The organism is Chryseobacterium sp. MYb328 (assembly GCF_037572595.1).
Classification (GTDB): Bacteria; Bacteroidota; Bacteroidia; order Flavobacteriales; family Weeksellaceae; genus Chryseobacterium; species Chryseobacterium pennae.
Map to the genome: position 1 here is coordinate 23,723 of NZ_JBBGZQ010000028.1, position 16,944 is coordinate 40,666.

Here is a 16,944-nt window from a genome sequence, read left to right on the forward strand (position 1 = left end):
AATGTATGAAGAATAAAAATAAGCTTAAAGAAAATGTAGATTTGATAGTATTTTTTATATTGCTTTATTTTATACTTCCCCACAGGGACTTTTTTACCTAAAATCTAAGAATTAAAATGAATTTTAAAAACAACATAATCTACCTTTTACTTTTCATAAGTACACTAATCTCATGTCAAAATAAAATGGAAAAATACAAATGGCTTCCTACAGAAAGCTCACCTCTTTTATATCCTATGAATATCTATAAAGGGAATCTATATCTTGAAGATGGCACCAGTGTTTATATTCCATGTTCCGGTATTTCCCATACAGGTTGGGGATATAGTGGTTCTAGCCATACACAGGGAGATGATCTAAAAGCTGTTCCTGTAAAACTGGAAGTGACATGGGCATCTTTTTTAGAGAATAAATTTTATACTGGAAGTTGGGAACTCCCTGTAGATAAGATAAAAAAGCTATTTAAAGAGGGAACAGTTAACTGGAGAAATAATGAGAAAGGAACTTATTCTTCAATGGTTGTAGGATTGGCACCGGGCGGAGTTGTTGTAGTCTGGATGTATGGTAATGATCAGCAGATAGAAATAGGAAGATATCAGGCAAAAGAAACTCAAGTGGCCATGAAAGATTATGTTCCAGGAAATCCAACAATCAGTCAGAAAGAATATTTTGATATGAGTGCGTCAGCTCCCGAGGCTTATGAAAATATGAAGAAAAATGGAATTCCATTTGGAATCTGGGATACCTATCGAAAAAAGTACAATTGGAGAACAAGTATAGAAATTCCCAACCATACATTGAAAAATGTGACGATGGAGATGTACAACGGAGAAATGGAAACATTATTTAACGAAACTATTAACAAAAATCCGTTTAAAGAAAGAGCAGTTCCACGTTTATTGTCTTTCCTGTTTGAAGATGAAAATGGAAAAGAGACTGTTTTTGAAGTACGATATTTTGATGAAGAAGAAATCTTTTCATTATTTAAAAAGATAGATGCTAATCAACCGATTGAAGTAGTTCTTCAAATGAATGAAGGGCTTACCAACAGAAAGCTGTTTTTAAAACAAGGAGATAAAGAATTTCCAATACAAAAAATAGACTTTGAGAATATCTGGGATTTGAAAAAAAATAAATTAAAATAAGCATATTATATAAAAATTGGAATTTAATACCTCCTCCGTGGAGTTCAAATTTCAGATTCCACAAAAGGCGGGACAAAACGGAACTCACCTGCTCAGTTATGTAAAAAGCAGGCTGCAGAAGTACATTGATGAAACAAAAAATCTGAGTGCTTTCGAAAGAAGCAAAATTTCTTATAAAAAGTATCTTGATTTTGAGAATGAAAAAAAGCTCATCAATAATTATGTACATTGGTCTGCAACAGGAAAAACAGGGCATGGCCCAAGAAACGATGGAAGAAGAGAAATTATAAACGGCTGATCCATGAAAAAAATAATACAAATATTTCTATTATCTGCAACTCTGAGTAGTTTGCTCTATAATTGTCAAAAAGGGAATGCAATGAACGATACATATGTTTATGAAACCGGTTCAGGATGTGATGAAAACTATCCTATAGATACTTATCGCCAGGTATTTTATTCTAAGGATAATAAAATGATTCAAATAGACGGACTTGGATTTCAGAGAGGACCATGGGGAAATGGAGGAGTAACCTATGTGAAAAATGAAAAACAGGATAAAGAACTTCCTGCTACAATGAAAGTAGGGTATTATTCCTATGCAGAAGATAAATTTTATGAAGGAGAATTCAATCTGCCTGCTGAGAAGATCAAGGAATACCTTAACGAAAAAGCAGACGATCCGGAATATGCCAATAAGAAAAATGAAAACAGCAAAGATGGTTTTTTTCATAAATATGACCGCATAGAAGTAGGATTTACATTAGGAGGAATGGTTGTTCTATGGATGAAAGGGGAAGATGCTCAGAAAGTACTTGCCACATTCACTGCCAAAGAAGCCTTCCCTGAATGGAGTTCTGTTTTTGAAGACTCGAGCCGTAAGGAAAAAGTCGAATACGGACTAAACAATGATGTATACACTCCCAAAGTTAAAAACGAAATCCTTACCAAAACACTTCCTTTAGGTCTTTGGAAAGCCTATGAAGAGCAGTTCAATTGGGGACCTCTGGTAAACCTGCCATCAGGAGGGAAGCTGGAGAATATTTCGGTGAAAACAATCAATGCTGAGGCAGAAACGTTATACAACTCTGCTCAAGGAGATAAAAAGAGAGCCGTACCTTACAATATTGAATTCTTTTGGTCACTTAATGGAAAACACTATAATTCCAGGATTGTTTTTGGTGAGAATATGAATTATTACAATGCAATTTATAAAGCTACAAAAGCTTCTGCCAAAGATGCAAGACCCTCTGATTTCAGACAGGAAGAAGTGTATAAAAACTTTCATCTTCTGAAACCGAATGAACCGGCAAAGCTTAGTATTAATGTAGGGGATGATCAGTCTGTCAATGTTTCATTAAAACAGGGAGACCAGAATTTTCCTTTCAAAAATGTTATTGCCAAAACTTTTGAACAGTAAATGATACATTACAACGTATTATTAAATGTCAGAATCCACCAGTCAGTTGAAAAAGAAAAGATAATAGTAGAATGGGTAATATGATTGTAAATAATATTGATAATCAGTTATTTGTGTATGAGTAGGCTCTTGATTTATATACTGATATTTCAATGTTTCCTGGTGTCATGTCAAAAAAATATGAATAAATACGCATGGACGCCAACGGAAAGTTCACCTAAAATGTATCCTATGAATATACATAAGGGAACTTTGATTTTAGAAGACGGAAGCAGTGTTTATATCCCATCCTCCGGAATTTCCAATGAAATATGGGGACATGTAGGTTCTACTCATGTACAGGGGAATGATCTTAAGGCAGTGCCGGTAAAATTGGAACTTACCTGGGCTTCATTCATGGAAAAGAAGTTTTATAAAGGAAGCTGGGATCTGCCGGTAGATAAGATAAAGGAGTTGTTCAGTAAAGGAGTTGTCAATTGGCGTACAGGAGCTAAAGACAACTATTCCTACATTGTAGTAGGCTGTGCTCCTGGAGGAGTTGTTGTGGTATGGATATATGGAGACGATCAGCAGGTTGAGATAGGACGTTTTCAGGCAAAAGAAACGAATATCAGTATGGCTGAATATGTACCGGGTAATCCCGACATTACACCCAATGAGTTCTTTGATATCGGCAGTTCCGTACCCGCAGCTTATGAGAATATGAATAAAAAAGGGATTCAGTACGGCTTATGGGATAGCTATCGTGAAAAGTATTCATGGAAGCCGGAAATACAGATTCTGGGGTATACCTTAGATCATGTCATTTTTGAAATGTTTAATGGAGAAATGGAAACCTTATTTGGAAGTACAATAACCAATAATCAGTTCAAAGCAAGAGCAATACCAAGATATTTTTCGTTTTTATTATCAAATGCAAAAGGAGAAAAATATGTTTTTGAAGTTAAATATGCGGATGAAGAAGAAATGCTTGAGTTATTTAAGAATGCTGATAAAAATAAACCCATAGAGATCATATTACAAATGGACGGAAGTCTGAATAATAAAAAATTAATCTTTAAACAAGAGAACAAGGAAATCCTGATCAAAAAAATAGATATGGATAATTTCTGGAAATATGAAGAATGATAAGCTGTAAAAAAACATGTTATTTATTATATAAAGAATCGGGCTCATAAAAAGAGCAATGAAGCCGTTTATTATGAAGAAGTTTAATATACATTCCGTTCAGAAAAATGAAAATCTAAAAAGCATTGCTGCCCTTTACGGGATAGAAGCAGATGCTTTAAAGCTATTTCATAACAATCGCTGCGAGGTAAAAGATATGATCCTTATAGACCTTACCAGGCAGACGGAACTTTTTATTCCGCGAACAGCTGTTGCAGATAAAAATAAACTGGTAAAGTTCGGAAGAGGAAACCGTTTGGTTTTTCGGCCGGAAAACTCATTCTGTAAATATGGGGTGGTCATTAGTTTCGAAACCGGAAATCATAAAAATGAACTGAAATATGAAACATCAGCCCGTTGGTTGAAATATGAGAATAAGCTGCATTTTTTTGAGATCGATCGTATTTCAAACCTATATCTGAACCAGGAAGAAGTCAATGAAATTGCAGATACACTGGCCTATAAAACATCAAAGGTTTTATACCCTTTGCAGGTAAGTGTAGATGAATATGGAAAATTCAATCAGGTAGAAAATATTGAATCCTTTAAAGAAAGATGGGATAGGGTAAGAGAAGAAGTTTATAAAGAGTTTGAAGGGGAAATCGTAGACGAATATTGCAGGAAGATAGAAGAAATTATATACGAAGAAGATGCTATTAATCTTTATCTTAAAAATGATTATTTCCTCAGAACGATATTTCTCGGAATCTATCAGAGTTTCGGAAATACCTTTCAGATTGAAATTGAAAAAGGTTTTCCAATCATCAATAACCCGATAGAACCAAAATATAAAATCCACATAGAAACAGATCCGGTAAAAGACGAATATGACCTAGTGCATATAGCAGGAGAAGGGAATTTAAATGATGAAAGATCCGTATCCGATCTGATCAACGGATATCCTTTCTCAATGATTATTCCAGATGATCCGGTAATGAATGAAGAGGGAAACTTCAGAATAGAGTATTATCTGAACGGAGAAACATTACTTCCCGAATCCCTATATCTGGAATGCAGTATTATGCAGGAAGAAGAAAAGAAAATATCAGTGGTGGTAACTGCTATAACAGAATAAAAAAACAAATACAATGAAATTTAAATTAGACCATAAAATTTTTACGCTCATCGGTATGCTGTGCTGCAGTTTATCTTTTGCACAAAAAGTAGAATTTACCGTACCAAAGAGTATTGACGTTTTGGAAAATATCATTTTTGATTTTCAGAACGACTTTACGAAACCTATTGCAGTAGATGCCGCTGCTACACCTGATGATTTCTCAACGACCGTTGATCTTTTTGATCTGAAATATGATGGTAACAACAAAAATCCTTACCTGAATCTGACATTAAATAAAGGTGCAAAAGCCAAACAGTTCATCGAAAGAGCAAGCTGGACCGTAACCTTTAAAAAGATTTCCAAAAAAAGTACAAAAGTAAGCATCGATATTGAATCCATCATTCCCGATCGATGGTCAAAGAAAGAAGTAGATGTAAAGCTTACCCAGTCCACAGGAAAAGTAGAAAACGAAATCAAAGAATTTCTTTTACATTATAAGAAGCCAAAATCTTCATCCGCTCGTGCTACAGCAGATGCCGCAGCAGAACCTACAGCAGAACAGATTGCAGCAGCAGAAGCACAGGCAGTCGCTCAGATGGCAGAGTTTGAAAACAGAAAAATTATCCAGAAAACAACTTCAAAAAAACTGCAGGCACTATTCAGTAAAAAGCAGTTTATCACTCTGCCAACCATAGCAGATAGCTTTACAAAACTCTTACAGATACAGCCCACTGAACCGGAGTGTGAGGATTGTAAAGGAGGAAAATATTCAAGCTGGGATATTGAAGATGTTTTTAATCTGATCTATGCTAAAATGAATGACAGACAGGAATATTATGCGCTACAGTATTATGGTGATAAAAAAGTTTCAGGCTTACCTTACGGGCTTGTATTCAATGAAAGTTCACCCTCAGAATGTAAAGCCAAATTTGCAAGATATAATGCACAGCTTTACCAGACTGCAGTAGAAGTTGATGCCAATACATCCAGTGCATTAACGGTGGTTACCTTCAAAATGAATGGCAGCTTTATCCGTCTTGAATTCGGAAATCAATATCTGACGAGACTTCACGTATCAAATAAAGAACAATAACCATGGCTGAAAAACATATTGTAGTACAGGGGGCAATGTGCAAATGCCAGTTCGGACAGGCTCCGGATATGCTCAAAGTACTTTCCCATCAGAAAGAATACGCTAACGATAAAAATGCGTCCAAAAAACTCATCGTTACCACAAAAGAAATAGGAGGAGCAACATTTGAGAAAAATACATTCGGAAACTGTACCAAAAACGGAGGCCCGCCACCGCCATGCAAGATCATGGTCACCGAATGGCAGAACTTCTATGACAAAGTACAGCTAAGCAATGGCGGATATATGATTCTGGAAGACAGCAAAGCCATCTGTGCCGTTGCCGGAACTCCATGTATCGAAATTACAGACCATGGCCAGAGAACAGAAGCCAGCCAGCAGAACTTTAAAAATGCCGATAAGGATGTACAGCAGCAGATCAATCCTTTGGTAAATACAGAATCAATGTATAAAGATCAGCCTGCTCACCAGGGAGAGGATGGTGTAATCTAAAATGAAAAAAAATGGCGAAAGGAGTTAAAACAATAAAATTTCAAGGTCCACATTATCCGGCTATGACTGTGCCTGGAAAGAGAATCACTTTAAAGGCTGATCAGCCTGGGCTTTTTGAAGTAGATCAATGGCTTCCGGGGACTACCGCTGAAGATAAAAAGAAACCTGTAGTGTGGATGAGCCAGAGTATGGATAGGCTTTCAGTGCTCACTAAGAAGGAATCAGCATCCGGATTTAGATTTGTGATTGGGAAAAAATACTGTGGAAATTATCATTATTATATAGAAGCCAGTTTTTCGGGGAAAAGAGATACCACTCATAATTCAGGACTTTATGTAAAAGGATGGTGTGAACCCAGAATTGCAGACAGCAGATGGTGTAAGCAGCCAGGTGGCGAAGATGAAAGGAAAACTTATGTCTTTTCCTACGGACATCTTATCTATCTTCATTTAGATACAGAAGGCCTTAATGGAGACAGCCTGATTGTGGAAGTTTATAAAGTAGTAACAGGAGGTGGAGGTCTTAACGATGATAAGCTTATGTCTGTTTATACTGCAAAGGTAATTGACGGGCAGGTAAACCTGAAAATTGGAAATACCTACCAATGGTATGGTAAAATCGGAAGACCCAAAGATAAAGAGGAGTTTTATGTAAAAGTAAAAACAGCTTCAGGACTTGTGGTAACTGACGGTAAAGATAAAGTTCATGCCCGTTTTTTGAGAATTCAGAACAGAGTGGTAAGTAAAGGAGTAGAAAGCTCAACTAATAATACCCCGACAAAAGTTGATTTACCCGATAAAAATCAAAAGAATACCCATTCCTGTAAATACAAGGAAATAAGTGTAGATGATAATGGAGAACATTTTGTAGTCTTTAAAGAAGGAAGTACCAAATTTAAAAAAGTAACTTCCGAAACCCAGCTGGTAACGAGGAGAATACATTTTGCCTTTGACAGATCAGAAATTCGTACAGAGGAAAGAGCATTCCTGCAGACCCTTCTTGATTTTCTGCTGTATAACCAGCACCTGGATATGACCCTTTCCGGACATGCTGATGACAGGGGAACACTGGACTACAACCAGGCACTTTCAGAAAGAAGAGCAAATGCGGTAAAAGATTTCTTTGTAAAGGGAGGGCTTGTTAAAAGCAGAATTAAAACAAGAGGCTATGGCGAAGTAAACCCTGCTGTAACCGGAAAAACAGAAGATGCCTATAAAAAGAACCGAAGAGTAGAAATAGATTTCAGCTATCTGGAATATAATCAGGAGGCACTGATCTATGAAACTATCGGTCCGGACGCAAAAAAGGCCAAGGATATCACAGTGAATGTCATTGATCGTGTAGACAAAGGATGCTTCAGAAAAGAAAAGCATGATAAAACCATTATCTATATTAACGAAACAAATGGCAAAGACTTAATTCCGAAGAAAGGAGACAAAGTAAAACAAACTGTATTTTCACAGCAGTCCGGATTCCCTAAAAACTATGCGGGAATCTTGATGAGGTATCTCAATCCGTGGTCCGGAATTGATTATAAATTTGCTTTTTTTATCAATAGCTGTGCCTATTATGCCAGTAAGAAAAATGCTACCCTGGAAGTAAGAGTATATCCGGATATTATCTGGATCGGTCATTTTCAGTATACTGATACTAAAGAAGTAATGCCCCATTATTTCCACGGTAAAACATTTCAGCTAGAGCAGGGGATTTCGGATGTAATTGATGAAATAACAAACAGTACTTTGTTTAAAATTACGAAAATTCTTCCTTCTCAATGGATTATGGAGTATGTGGTGTTGGAATATATTAAAAGTGAAGCCAAAAGTTACTTTTATGGTATTCATACCATTCATAACCGTACATTAGAGAAAACAGGGGACGCACTTTCTTTAGTGGGTACTGAAACAAATCTGATCAGGCAGACCCAATATACAAAATATGCCGCCGCCGCAGTTATATATGGCTTTGTAGTAGTGGGTATCTTAGTAGATTTATTATTAATTTACCTTACAAGAGGGAAAAACTTAGAAGGGAAAATCGCCAAGTTATCAAAAGCCGTAAAAGGAGGCCAGAAAATATTGAAAGGGCTTGAAGATGCTGGTGCCGAACTTATACCGCCATCTATTGCAATTAATGCAGGGATGTTTTATAAAAAGCAAAAAGATGGAAGACTGGCTTTAGTGTATGAAGTGAATATTAAGGCAAATCCTATTTTAGCTATTAATTTTAAAAGAGAGTTTGATCTTTTAGATCTTCTGAAAAAAGGTATTGAAAGTATAAAAGGCGCAAAAACGCCAAATGATAAAGTTACTAAAGCTAAGCTAGCTGAAACCAAGAAGAATAACAATAAAATAATTGAATATTTCAAAGAAGTAGCTAAAGGTATAAGTATCAAAGGGGCTTTTGACGCAGTAGGAGGGCTATATCTTGATCAGAATATTCAATTTAATTTTTTAACCAACTCTCATTCTTTTACTGATAAAATTGGAAATTTATTACAAACAGCCCAGAATGAAGTTACTATTAAGGATCAGATTGTATTTAATGCAACCATTAATGGGCAGTTTAAAAAAGAATTTGATTTTTTTAGATTACAAACCAAGGTAGAAGGGAAACTTGATATTAATATTAAAGGAGCTGCAGGGTTAAAGTTAAAATACGGCGTTGATAGCGGAGCCAGTGCTCAGAAAAATAATACCAAGGTAAAAGCTAAAGGACTGTATGTTCAGGTGAATAAGTTTTGCTCTGGAGTAGAGGGGAACTATTTAGGAAGCCTGAAAGTGTCTAATACCTTAACGGAAATATTAGATATTACCGGCATTTCTACCAATGAAGGAAAACCAATGCCATTCGTATTAATAGAACCTTTTGATGTACCTTTATTTGAAATTCAATTATTTAAAGAATAAATAAAATGACAAAAATATTATATGCATCAGTATTCCTTTTTAGTATACTAAGTTGCTCACAAAAACAACAAACTATGTTAAATCAAAATCCAGACATTACAGCAGACAACATTGTAGAAGAAATTGTAAAGCAGGTAAAACATTATCCTTCAGAAAAAATATATAATCTGGGATATTCAAATGATAAATGTTATTTTGATATGTATGTTGACGGAATCAAGCTCAATAAGGCTTTTAATAAGGCGCTTGGAAATACGGCTGTCGAAATCAATAATGTTATTTTTAAAAGTGGGAAACATACCGTTTCCTATAAAATGTATCCGCTGGGTAAATCTAAAGAATATGAAGAGGTGTTTAATACTTTAGTAGATGGTACCACATTAGAATTTGATTTGACCTCTTATGATAAAAAGAATGCAAATGCACAGGATGTAGAATATACCACTCATAAAGCTTCACAGACTTCACAAGAGCTATCGCCCGGATATTTTAAAGACAAATTTGCAGGATCAGGAAAAACTTTTTACGAAGGTAGTTTTGAAATTAATATAGATGTGCCTTATACCTCTCATTCAGCTTTTGAAAAAGCACAGGACTTACGAAAGGTTGATAAAAAAGAGTTGCAAGAAAAATTACTGAAAAAGTACAAGGAAGTTTGGAATATCTATCAAAATAAAGAATTAGATAATATTGCACGATTAGAATATAATACACTGCATGATTTATATGTTTCTACTTATGATTCAAAGGAAGTGATTAATAAGAATATTTCAACCATGTTCAATGATATCTATAAGAATAGTTCGTTTCAAATGCAGCCTATTGAAAAGTATAAATTAGAATTTTTTGCTGATGGTAAATTGGCTGCATTAATGCTTGATACTAGCGACAATCAGTTGAGAGGAAATACAGCACTGTGGGCCAAGGTAAATTATGATGGAGGGACAAGAGGTTTTTTCCTGAACAGATATTTTTATATCCCTCAGGGCGAAACTGAATTTAAAGTTTACTAAGTGAAATTTTTCAACAAAAAATATATACTACTTCTTTTATTGGGAATAGGTTTTCTATCCTGTTCCCAAAAGAAAGAAGATATTATCAATCAAAATCCAGACATTACAGCAGATAATATTGTAGCAGAAATAGCAAAGCAGGTAAAACATTATCCTGTTGAAAAACAATATAAATACAGGTATAATAACAGTATGTGCTATTTTGAAATATCTATTAATGATATTCCATCATTTAAAGACTATCAAAGTTCACAAAACGGATCCGCATTTTTGATTAATGATTTGATTTTTAAAAGCGGCAAACAAAAGGTGTCATATAAACTATTGCCTTCAGAGGGAACAGAATTAAAGGATAATACAGAATTGCAACTCACATTATTGTCCTATGATCAAAAAAATAAAAATGCGGATGATGTAGAGTATTCAAAATTCACGCTTCCTCAAATAGAAGAAAAAATAGCAGAAAACTATTCTAAATTCAAATTTTCAGGGGCTGGAAAAACATATTACGAAGGTAGTTTTGACGTTAATGTAGAAGTTCCATATGACTTACAGTCTCCATTTGAAAATGCTCAGGATCTTAGAAAAATAGATAAAAAGAGCCTTGAAGAGAAATTAGTGAAAGAATATAACAAAATACGCAATATCTATCAAAGTAAAGATAAAGATAAGGTGGCAAGACTGCTGTATGATAAACTTAAAAATCAAATGGTAACAGAATACGCTTCTCCTCAAAAAGTAAAGGCAACGTGGGAAGAAGCTAAAGAAATTCTGTTTAATAGTGATATGGAAATTTTGCCAATAGAAAAGTATGAGATGAGATTTTTTGGTAATGGTAAGCTTGTAGCACTCTATGCAGACGGTTCAAATCCAAATACAAGAGGAGGAAATGCTTTGGTTTGTCACTTGAAATCGGGCTATGGGAAAGGATTTCTTGAGCTTAAACATTTATTCTATATCCCTCAGGGCGAAACTGAATTTAAAGTATATTAGTCTGCCCGTTAAAAACAGGAATAAATCTCTGGTTTAGTCTTTGAAACAATATGCTTGAACTGAAATAAAAGAAAGAATTCATTACAACGAAATTGCTGTCATTTATAAACATGAGGACTTGCTAAATACTAGGGATTAATTAAACATCTCTGATCTTTATATCAATATAAAATATGACCTTTTTAGGATACTTCTTTTCAGCCGTATGCTTGTTTTCCCTTTATATTGCATATAGGATTTTTAATAAAATTCTAAAAAGCAAAAGTGCAGTAAAAGGGAAAATTGGGTTTATAGAAAAAGGATTTATGTTGTTTTTTATAAGCCTGCTGATCATTACTGTTAATTCCTTAACGTTGGTTCTGTCCTATAGTTTCTTTTGGGAGAAAGCGTACAGGGGCATTTCAGAGAAACAGTACGAAGCTGTAGTCATTGGCTATAAAAAAGAAACCATTGCAACCCGTAATTTTTCTACTTCAGGATATTATAACAAACAGATATATTTTCCGGAAGTGAAATATATCAATGTCAATGGGAAAGAAGTCATAAAAGCACTGGATCTTACAGATAACAATCCCCCTGCAATAGGACAGACTCTGAAAATTACGGATACTGAAGTCAGTGAAAAAGCCAACAGGATTGAACTCAATTGGATCATGATGGCTTTTGGAAGTGTTTTCACAGGACTGACAGCCTTTTTTGCATGTTTGCTCACTACCTATCTTCGAAATGAAGCTTTTAAAAAAAGGGTGAGTATCTCCCTATACGGAGCTCTTGTGATATGGATCCTCAATGGAGTATGTATATTGCTGATGTGGTTGAAATATTGATGCTTAGAAACATCAATGAATAGAATAAAACATAGTGTTATTTTGAAATAAAATGTATTTTTGGAATAAAACTAACCCAAAATAGGATTCAAACTTAAAAATATCTATGGAGAATAAGAAAATGTCACCAGCAAGCTATTCCGTTCTGGGAATAATTCTGTTCTGCTTTCTCTATTATATCTTATGGCTGATCTTTAAGGAAAAAATGCCGTTTCATGAATACCTTTCAGATATTAATACCCACTATGATGAGTATGCAGGTCGTGTTTTGTATTGTATACCCCTGGTGATCTTTATCCTGATATTTTTTACCATTCTGAAACCTTCTGCTTCCAAACGGTTTTTAAGATTACAGGCATCACTTCCCACCTCTAAAATACAATCCCTGGCAAAAGGTTTGGTGGAAGTAGAAGGAACCCTGATGATGCAAGCTCCATTGCGTTCTCCGGTAAATAATGAAGAATGTATCGGATATTATTACACCATTGAAGACGTAGACAAAGACTCGGATGGTAAAAATACATATACCACTGTGCATAGAGAAACTCAATGTAATCTCTTTCAAATCAAAGATGAGACAGGAACAATAGAAATACAACCGGAAGGAATTGAACTGGTCTTACTGGGAGAAACCAATATAAGCAGTACCTACAACAAAAGATATAAAGAAACCCTCTTAAAACACGGTCAGAAAATGCTGCTGGTAGGGTATGCTGATTCAAAAAATGGAGTTCCATTCATCAGAAAAGATGAACATTATAAAGTTCTTGGAATCACCTCATCATCAGGAATCACAGTGTGGAACAAATACCAGCCGTTGTTGAGGTCATTTCTTTTCACGTGCTCAATTATTTTATTAATTATCATTTATATCCTTATACAATAATGAACCAGACTGTAGCTATCATATTACTCGTACTGCTGACTGTAGCAGTCCTAAGCTTTTTGATTAATCTGTATAATAAACTGGTATTGCTCAGATTCAATGTAGATAAAGCATACAGCAATATCGATGTTGTTCTGAAGCAGAGAGCAGGTGAAATTCCCAATCTCGTCAACGTAGCCAAAGGCTTTATGAATTATGAAAAAGATCTGCTTACCAGACTTACCGAATTGAGAACTGTTTACAATAGCACCACCGATTCAGATAAGAAAACAGAAGTGGCTAATGAAACTTCCAAGGCTCTAAATTCATTCTTTGCTGTATCAGAAAACTATCCGGAACTGAAATCCAATAATAATTTTCTGGAACTTCAGAAGCGGATTTTCGAATTGGAAAACAAGATCTCAGACAGAAGAGAATTTTTCAATGACAGTGTGAACCTTTACAACATCGGAATCCATGAATTCCCGAATGTAATACTGGCAAAAATGTTAGGGTATAAAGATAAAACCCTTTTAGCAGTAACCGATCAGGAAAAAGAATACCATGGAGTTCAGTTTTAATACCTTTTTCGGTCTTGAAAAAGACCTTACAGCTCACCCCGAAATGCTGATTTTTGCGGCACTTCTTATCCCGATATTGCTGATGCTTCCCATTGCTTTAGTAGGCTGGATTTTTAGAAAACTTAAATTCAATATGTATATCATCAATGTACTATTGTACACAATGATGTTTACATTTTTATTGGGAATACTTACCATTTTTGTCCTTTATTTCATTACAGATAAAAATGGAATTAAATTGATGTATTGCTGGTTAACCGTTTTTGCCGGAATGTTCTTTTTCAGTCTGATTAATGAAAATACCATCACTAAAATGTTTGCCGATTGGTCTAAATTGATTGAAGAAAAAGACAAGAGCAGGAGGTAAGAGTGGTAAGGAAGAGGGAAGCCGGAGGATGGGAGTTTCTGAAGTCTGATAAACATATTAATTCGTGAGAACAGAGCAGCAATGATATTTGAATGATAAATTTATTGCAGAGTCTTGCATTACATATAGCCTTTATGGATATGCACTCGCTTAATAAGAATCAATGAACCTGATTCCATCTTTTGCTCCCTTAAAATATCCAGTGTGATAATAAAAAATTTGCGTTAATAAAGATAGGCTGTTTGCTTACTGATTACGATTCTCCATTCTCAAAACAAAGCATTAGAAAATAAAACATTTACATCAAAAAAATGGCCGGTCTCACAAGAAGACCAGCCATTTCTATAATAAATATACTTGAATTATTTTACTATAAACTGCATCGAAGCACCATCCAGTTTTAAAATATAAACTCCCTGATTAAGGTTTCCCGTTCTAATTACATTTCCATTTCTGAAAGGTCTGTCAATGGTCTGAAGAACTTTCCCCTGCAGGGTATAGATCTCTGCCTTTTTAACATTCTGAACATCACCTTTTACAGCAATCTCCTGATTGGTTACCGGGTTAGGGGTGATTTTAAAACTCGATGCTGAGGTCTCTGCTGCAATATTTTGGGCTTGCCTGGCAGAAGACCCTGAATAACAAGTCCATTTCAGATCATCAATAGCCACTCTGTTGCTGGTAGAACTATTCATAAGGCTTACCGTTACATTTCCTGAAATATTAATATTGCTGATGGTTGTTGTCGTAGCTGAAGTACTGTAAGGAGCTGTTCCTACCGTTGTTCCGTTTACTTTTACATCAAGCACGCCATTGCTTCCGGAGAATTTCAGTTGTGTAGTAACAGTTAAAGATCCAATACCATTCGCTGAGCTTCCGGATGTTAATGATCCGCTTCTTACAGTTATAGCTTTATTATTGATTGTCTGATCAGTTCTTGAATCTGTAGCGGTCCAGGAAATACCACCATTGCTCCATGTTTTGTTAGAATAGGTAGAACTTGCCGCAGGAATTGATTCAAAATTTTCATTGGCGCAATCCGTAGATGGAGTAGACGTTCCCGTATTGGTTGTTCCGGAAACTGTAGAGCTGTTGGAAGATGAATTTCCTGCAGCATCCTTGGCTACAACATAGAAACTGTAAGCTGTTGAAGGGTTTAATCCTGAAATTGTAGTAGAAGTTGAACTTATTGTTGTTTTCAGACTTCCGTTCATGTAAACATTGTAAGAAGAAACGCCCACATTATCCGTAGCAGCATTCCATGTAAGAGAAATACTGTTGGATGTCTTTGCAGAAACAGCTAAACCTGTAGCAGCTGTCGGAGCCTGAGTATCAGTTGTAGGCTGCTGAGAACCCCAGATAAGATTCACATAGCCTGGATTATCAATAAAAGGATTTCTGTTCCCCTGATAAGAATAAGATGCATTATTTCTTTTGATCTCAGCCTGAGAAACCGGATCCTGATTATGCCATGCCAGAAGAACATTCAGCTCCCATGACTGAAGCCCTGGAAATGCAGAACTTCCCAACATATTTCCTGAAGAAAAAGAAGAAAGTTTACTCTGATAACGCGTTACAAAATAAAAGATCATACGGGCTACATCCCCTTTGAATTCATCAATCGGCTCAAAAACCGTCCCTGAATATCCAGAAGAAGCAGAATTACCCAGTTTTGATCCGTTCATAGACGTAAAAGTTGTACTTCCAACCTTACCAAACGGATAATTGCTTCTCATACCATTTACTTTACCATCTGTAGCTCTGATGAAGTGAATGTCAGCAACCATTGGAGAAGCCTGATTAAATAAACTTTGAGGAACAACATGTTCTCTGTTGTAGCAGTTCCCTTCTGTAGAATAAGTTCCGCACTGGTTAGAACCCGGAGTATATTTATAAGGATCAGTACCTACAGGTCTTTCCGAATAAATATCAAGGATAGATCCGTCATTTTCGTAATCTTTGTCAATATCAGTAGTTTTATAGGCAGTCCATAATCCGTTGTAGCCTTTATCCTGATGTCCGCTGGTGATAATGCTGCTCAAAGCAGTTTTAAGTGCGGCACCGTTCAGTCCGTTGGCCGAATTATAGTATCCTGCAGGAGCCTGTGCATACGCAAGTCCCGAGAATAAAGTGAATAAGATAATTTTTTTCATATTAATTAATTTCCAACAAGATTACTACATTTTCATGAATAAAAAATTACATTATCGTTAATTTTGAAATGTACCGCATTCAGCTTTCACCTATAAATATCATTAAAAAATCAATAGATTCCCGGTCTTTGTCATTCTATAAGAATCTAAACTTAGTTATTCATAAGCCTAATTAGAAAAGGTAAGAAATGACCTTAAACCTCATCTCTGAAAATGTAATATCCATCTCCTGTGCTCGGAATTAAAATAATATTCTTATCCATGAAAATCTATGTTTAATTAAAGCAAAAAAGCCGGCACAAAAGTACCGGCATATATAATAATAGCTAAAAATCTTATTTTCTCTGTGGTGGATAATTTTTCATAATCTCAGCCATGATTTCAGGAATCTGTCTCTGTTTAGATTTTGGTGAATCTACAGAAATTCCGCTTCCGATACCCTGCCAAACCAGTTTATTGGATTTTGAATCAATAAGGTCTACAATAATGGCACCTTCATTATAATTGCTTGTCCATGTTCTGTTCATTCCAACACCCCATCCGAAAGGTCCGCCCCATCCCCACATTCCGTAAGGAGAAGAAGAATTCACATCAGTGATTTTTTTATGGTTTGCTTTTACGTTGATAATGAGATCTGGATTTTCTCCCGATTGAAGTCCTTTGGTTTGAAGCTGTCTTGAAAGCTCATTCAGAACTCTGTCTTTATCAATATCATTCAGTTTTAGATCATCAATTCTTATTTTATACGTTTTGTAAGAATTGAAATTGGCGGTTTCAGCATAATCTGAACGTACCTGAAACGGGCTACAGGAAGTTAAACCTAATGTAGCAGATGCCAACAAAATAAAAATATATTTTTTCAT

Annotated in this window: 16 protein-coding genes; 14 read left to right on the forward strand and 2 right to left on the reverse strand. The window is 35.4% G+C overall.

The genetic code is table 11. The features are described 5' to 3' along the window. The first annotated feature begins 185 nt into the window (after nt 1–185). The 14 genes from WH267_RS21835 (at nt 186) to WH267_RS21900 (ending at nt 13,928) form a co-directional block, all read left to right on the forward strand. Nucleotides 186–1,145: a DUF2931 family protein gene (locus tag WH267_RS21835; protein ID WP_340010969.1), complete on the forward strand. Its 960-nt coding sequence runs from the start codon at nt 186–188 to the stop codon at nt 1,143–1,145. Nucleotides 1,146–1,182: 37 nt separating this feature from the next. Further along, on the forward strand, nt 1,183–1,443 hold the full coding sequence (locus tag WH267_RS21840) for a hypothetical protein (protein WP_340010971.1): 261 nt from the start codon (nt 1,183–1,185) through the stop codon (nt 1,441–1,443). An 81-nt stretch (nt 1,444–1,524) separates the two neighbouring features. Further along, entirely contained in the window at nt 1,525–2,565 is a 1,041-nt protein-coding gene (locus tag WH267_RS21845; RefSeq protein WP_340010973.1) for a DUF2931 family protein, read from the forward strand. Nucleotides 2,566–2,745: 180 nt separating this feature from the next. Next, nucleotides 2,746–3,693, forward strand: coding sequence for a DUF2931 family protein (locus WH267_RS21850; RefSeq protein WP_340010976.1), 948 nt, complete (start codon nt 2,746–2,748; stop codon nt 3,691–3,693). A 73-nt stretch (nt 3,694–3,766) separates the two neighbouring features. Then, the gene (locus WH267_RS21855) at nt 3,767–4,807 is read left to right on the forward strand and encodes a hypothetical protein (protein WP_340010978.1); all 1,041 of its coding nucleotides are present in this window, start codon (nt 3,767–3,769) and stop codon (nt 4,805–4,807) included. A gap of 13 nt (nt 4,808–4,820) precedes the next feature. Beyond that, a complete protein-coding gene (locus tag WH267_RS21860) occupies nt 4,821–5,882 on the forward strand; it encodes a hypothetical protein (protein ID WP_340010980.1) in 1,062 nt (353 codons plus the stop codon). 2 nt (nt 5,883–5,884) lie between these two features. Then, nucleotides 5,885–6,373: a DUF4280 domain-containing protein gene (locus tag WH267_RS21865; RefSeq protein WP_340010982.1), complete on the forward strand. Its 489-nt coding sequence runs from the start codon at nt 5,885–5,887 to the stop codon at nt 6,371–6,373. Between the two features lie 11 nt (nt 6,374–6,384). Next, nucleotides 6,385–9,282: an OmpA family protein gene (locus WH267_RS21870; RefSeq protein WP_340010984.1), complete on the forward strand. Its 2,898-nt coding sequence runs from the start codon at nt 6,385–6,387 to the stop codon at nt 9,280–9,282. Between the two features lie 74 nt (nt 9,283–9,356). Next, the gene (locus WH267_RS21875; protein WP_340010986.1) at nt 9,357–10,295 is read left to right on the forward strand and encodes a hypothetical protein; all 939 of its coding nucleotides are present in this window, start codon (nt 9,357–9,359) and stop codon (nt 10,293–10,295) included. Then, nucleotides 10,296–11,288: a hypothetical protein gene (locus WH267_RS21880; protein ID WP_340010988.1), complete on the forward strand. Its 993-nt coding sequence runs from the start codon at nt 10,296–10,298 to the stop codon at nt 11,286–11,288. It begins immediately after the preceding gene. 305 nt (nt 11,289–11,593) lie between these two features. After that, complete coding sequence (locus WH267_RS21885) at nt 11,594–12,115, forward strand: hypothetical protein (RefSeq protein ID WP_148060707.1); 522 nt, start codon at nt 11,594–11,596, stop codon at nt 12,113–12,115. Nucleotides 12,116–12,221: 106 nt separating this feature from the next. Further along, entirely contained in the window at nt 12,222–13,001 is a 780-nt protein-coding gene (locus WH267_RS21890) for a hypothetical protein (RefSeq protein ID WP_123947283.1), read from the forward strand. Further along, nucleotides 13,001–13,561: a LemA family protein gene (locus tag WH267_RS21895; protein WP_340010991.1), complete on the forward strand. Its 561-nt coding sequence runs from the start codon at nt 13,001–13,003 to the stop codon at nt 13,559–13,561. Before WH267_RS21890 ends, WH267_RS21895 begins: the two co-directional genes overlap by 1 nt. Further along, nucleotides 13,545–13,928 (forward strand): hypothetical protein, encoded by a 384-nt coding sequence (locus tag WH267_RS21900; RefSeq protein ID WP_340010993.1) that lies wholly within the window; start codon nt 13,545–13,547, stop codon nt 13,926–13,928. The genes WH267_RS21895 and WH267_RS21900 overlap by 17 nt, the downstream gene beginning before the upstream one ends. 362 nt (nt 13,929–14,290) lie before the next feature. Here the strand turns inward: WH267_RS21900 and WH267_RS21905 are convergent, their stop codons facing one another. Next, nucleotides 14,291–16,081, reverse strand: coding sequence for an endonuclease (locus WH267_RS21905; RefSeq protein ID WP_340010994.1), 1,791 nt, complete (start codon nt 16,079–16,081; stop codon nt 14,291–14,293). Between the two features lie 335 nt (nt 16,082–16,416). Next, nucleotides 16,417–16,944 (reverse strand): DUF4136 domain-containing protein, encoded by a 528-nt coding sequence (locus WH267_RS21910; protein ID WP_115969659.1) that lies wholly within the window; start codon nt 16,942–16,944, stop codon nt 16,417–16,419.

What these genes read in the sequence shown, in the direction of transcription:
- WH267_RS21895 (WP_340010991.1), top strand. Translation starts at nt 13,001, where the DNA reads ATGAACCAGACTGTAGCTATCATATTACTCGTACTGCTGACTGTAGCA.
- WH267_RS21875 (WP_340010986.1), top strand. Translation starts at nt 9,357, where the DNA reads ATGTTAAATCAAAATCCAGACATTACAGCAGACAACATTGTAGAAGAA.
- WH267_RS21890 (WP_123947283.1), top strand. Translation starts at nt 12,222, where the DNA reads ATGGAGAATAAGAAAATGTCACCAGCAAGCTATTCCGTTCTGGGAATA.
- WH267_RS21910 (WP_115969659.1), bottom strand. Translation starts at nt 16,944, where the DNA reads ATGAAAAAATATATTTTTATTTTGTTGGCATCTGCTACATTAGGTTTA.
- WH267_RS21885 (WP_148060707.1), top strand. Translation starts at nt 11,594, where the DNA reads ATGTTGTTTTTTATAAGCCTGCTGATCATTACTGTTAATTCCTTAACG.
- WH267_RS21850 (WP_340010976.1), top strand. Translation starts at nt 2,746, where the DNA reads ATGAATAAATACGCATGGACGCCAACGGAAAGTTCACCTAAAATGTAT.
- WH267_RS21905 (WP_340010994.1), bottom strand. Translation starts at nt 16,081, where the DNA reads ATGAAAAAAATTATCTTATTCACTTTATTCTCGGGACTTGCGTATGCA.
- WH267_RS21865 (WP_340010982.1), top strand. Translation starts at nt 5,885, where the DNA reads ATGGCTGAAAAACATATTGTAGTACAGGGGGCAATGTGCAAATGCCAG.
- WH267_RS21870 (WP_340010984.1), top strand. Translation starts at nt 6,385, where the DNA reads ATGGCGAAAGGAGTTAAAACAATAAAATTTCAAGGTCCACATTATCCG.
- WH267_RS21900 (WP_340010993.1), top strand. Translation starts at nt 13,545, where the DNA reads ATGGAGTTCAGTTTTAATACCTTTTTCGGTCTTGAAAAAGACCTTACA.
- WH267_RS21835 (WP_340010969.1), top strand. Translation starts at nt 186, where the DNA reads ATGGAAAAATACAAATGGCTTCCTACAGAAAGCTCACCTCTTTTATAT.
- WH267_RS21855 (WP_340010978.1), top strand. Translation starts at nt 3,767, where the DNA reads ATGAAGAAGTTTAATATACATTCCGTTCAGAAAAATGAAAATCTAAAA.
- WH267_RS21860 (WP_340010980.1), top strand. Translation starts at nt 4,821, where the DNA reads ATGAAATTTAAATTAGACCATAAAATTTTTACGCTCATCGGTATGCTG.
- WH267_RS21845 (WP_340010973.1), top strand. Translation starts at nt 1,525, where the DNA reads ATGAACGATACATATGTTTATGAAACCGGTTCAGGATGTGATGAAAAC.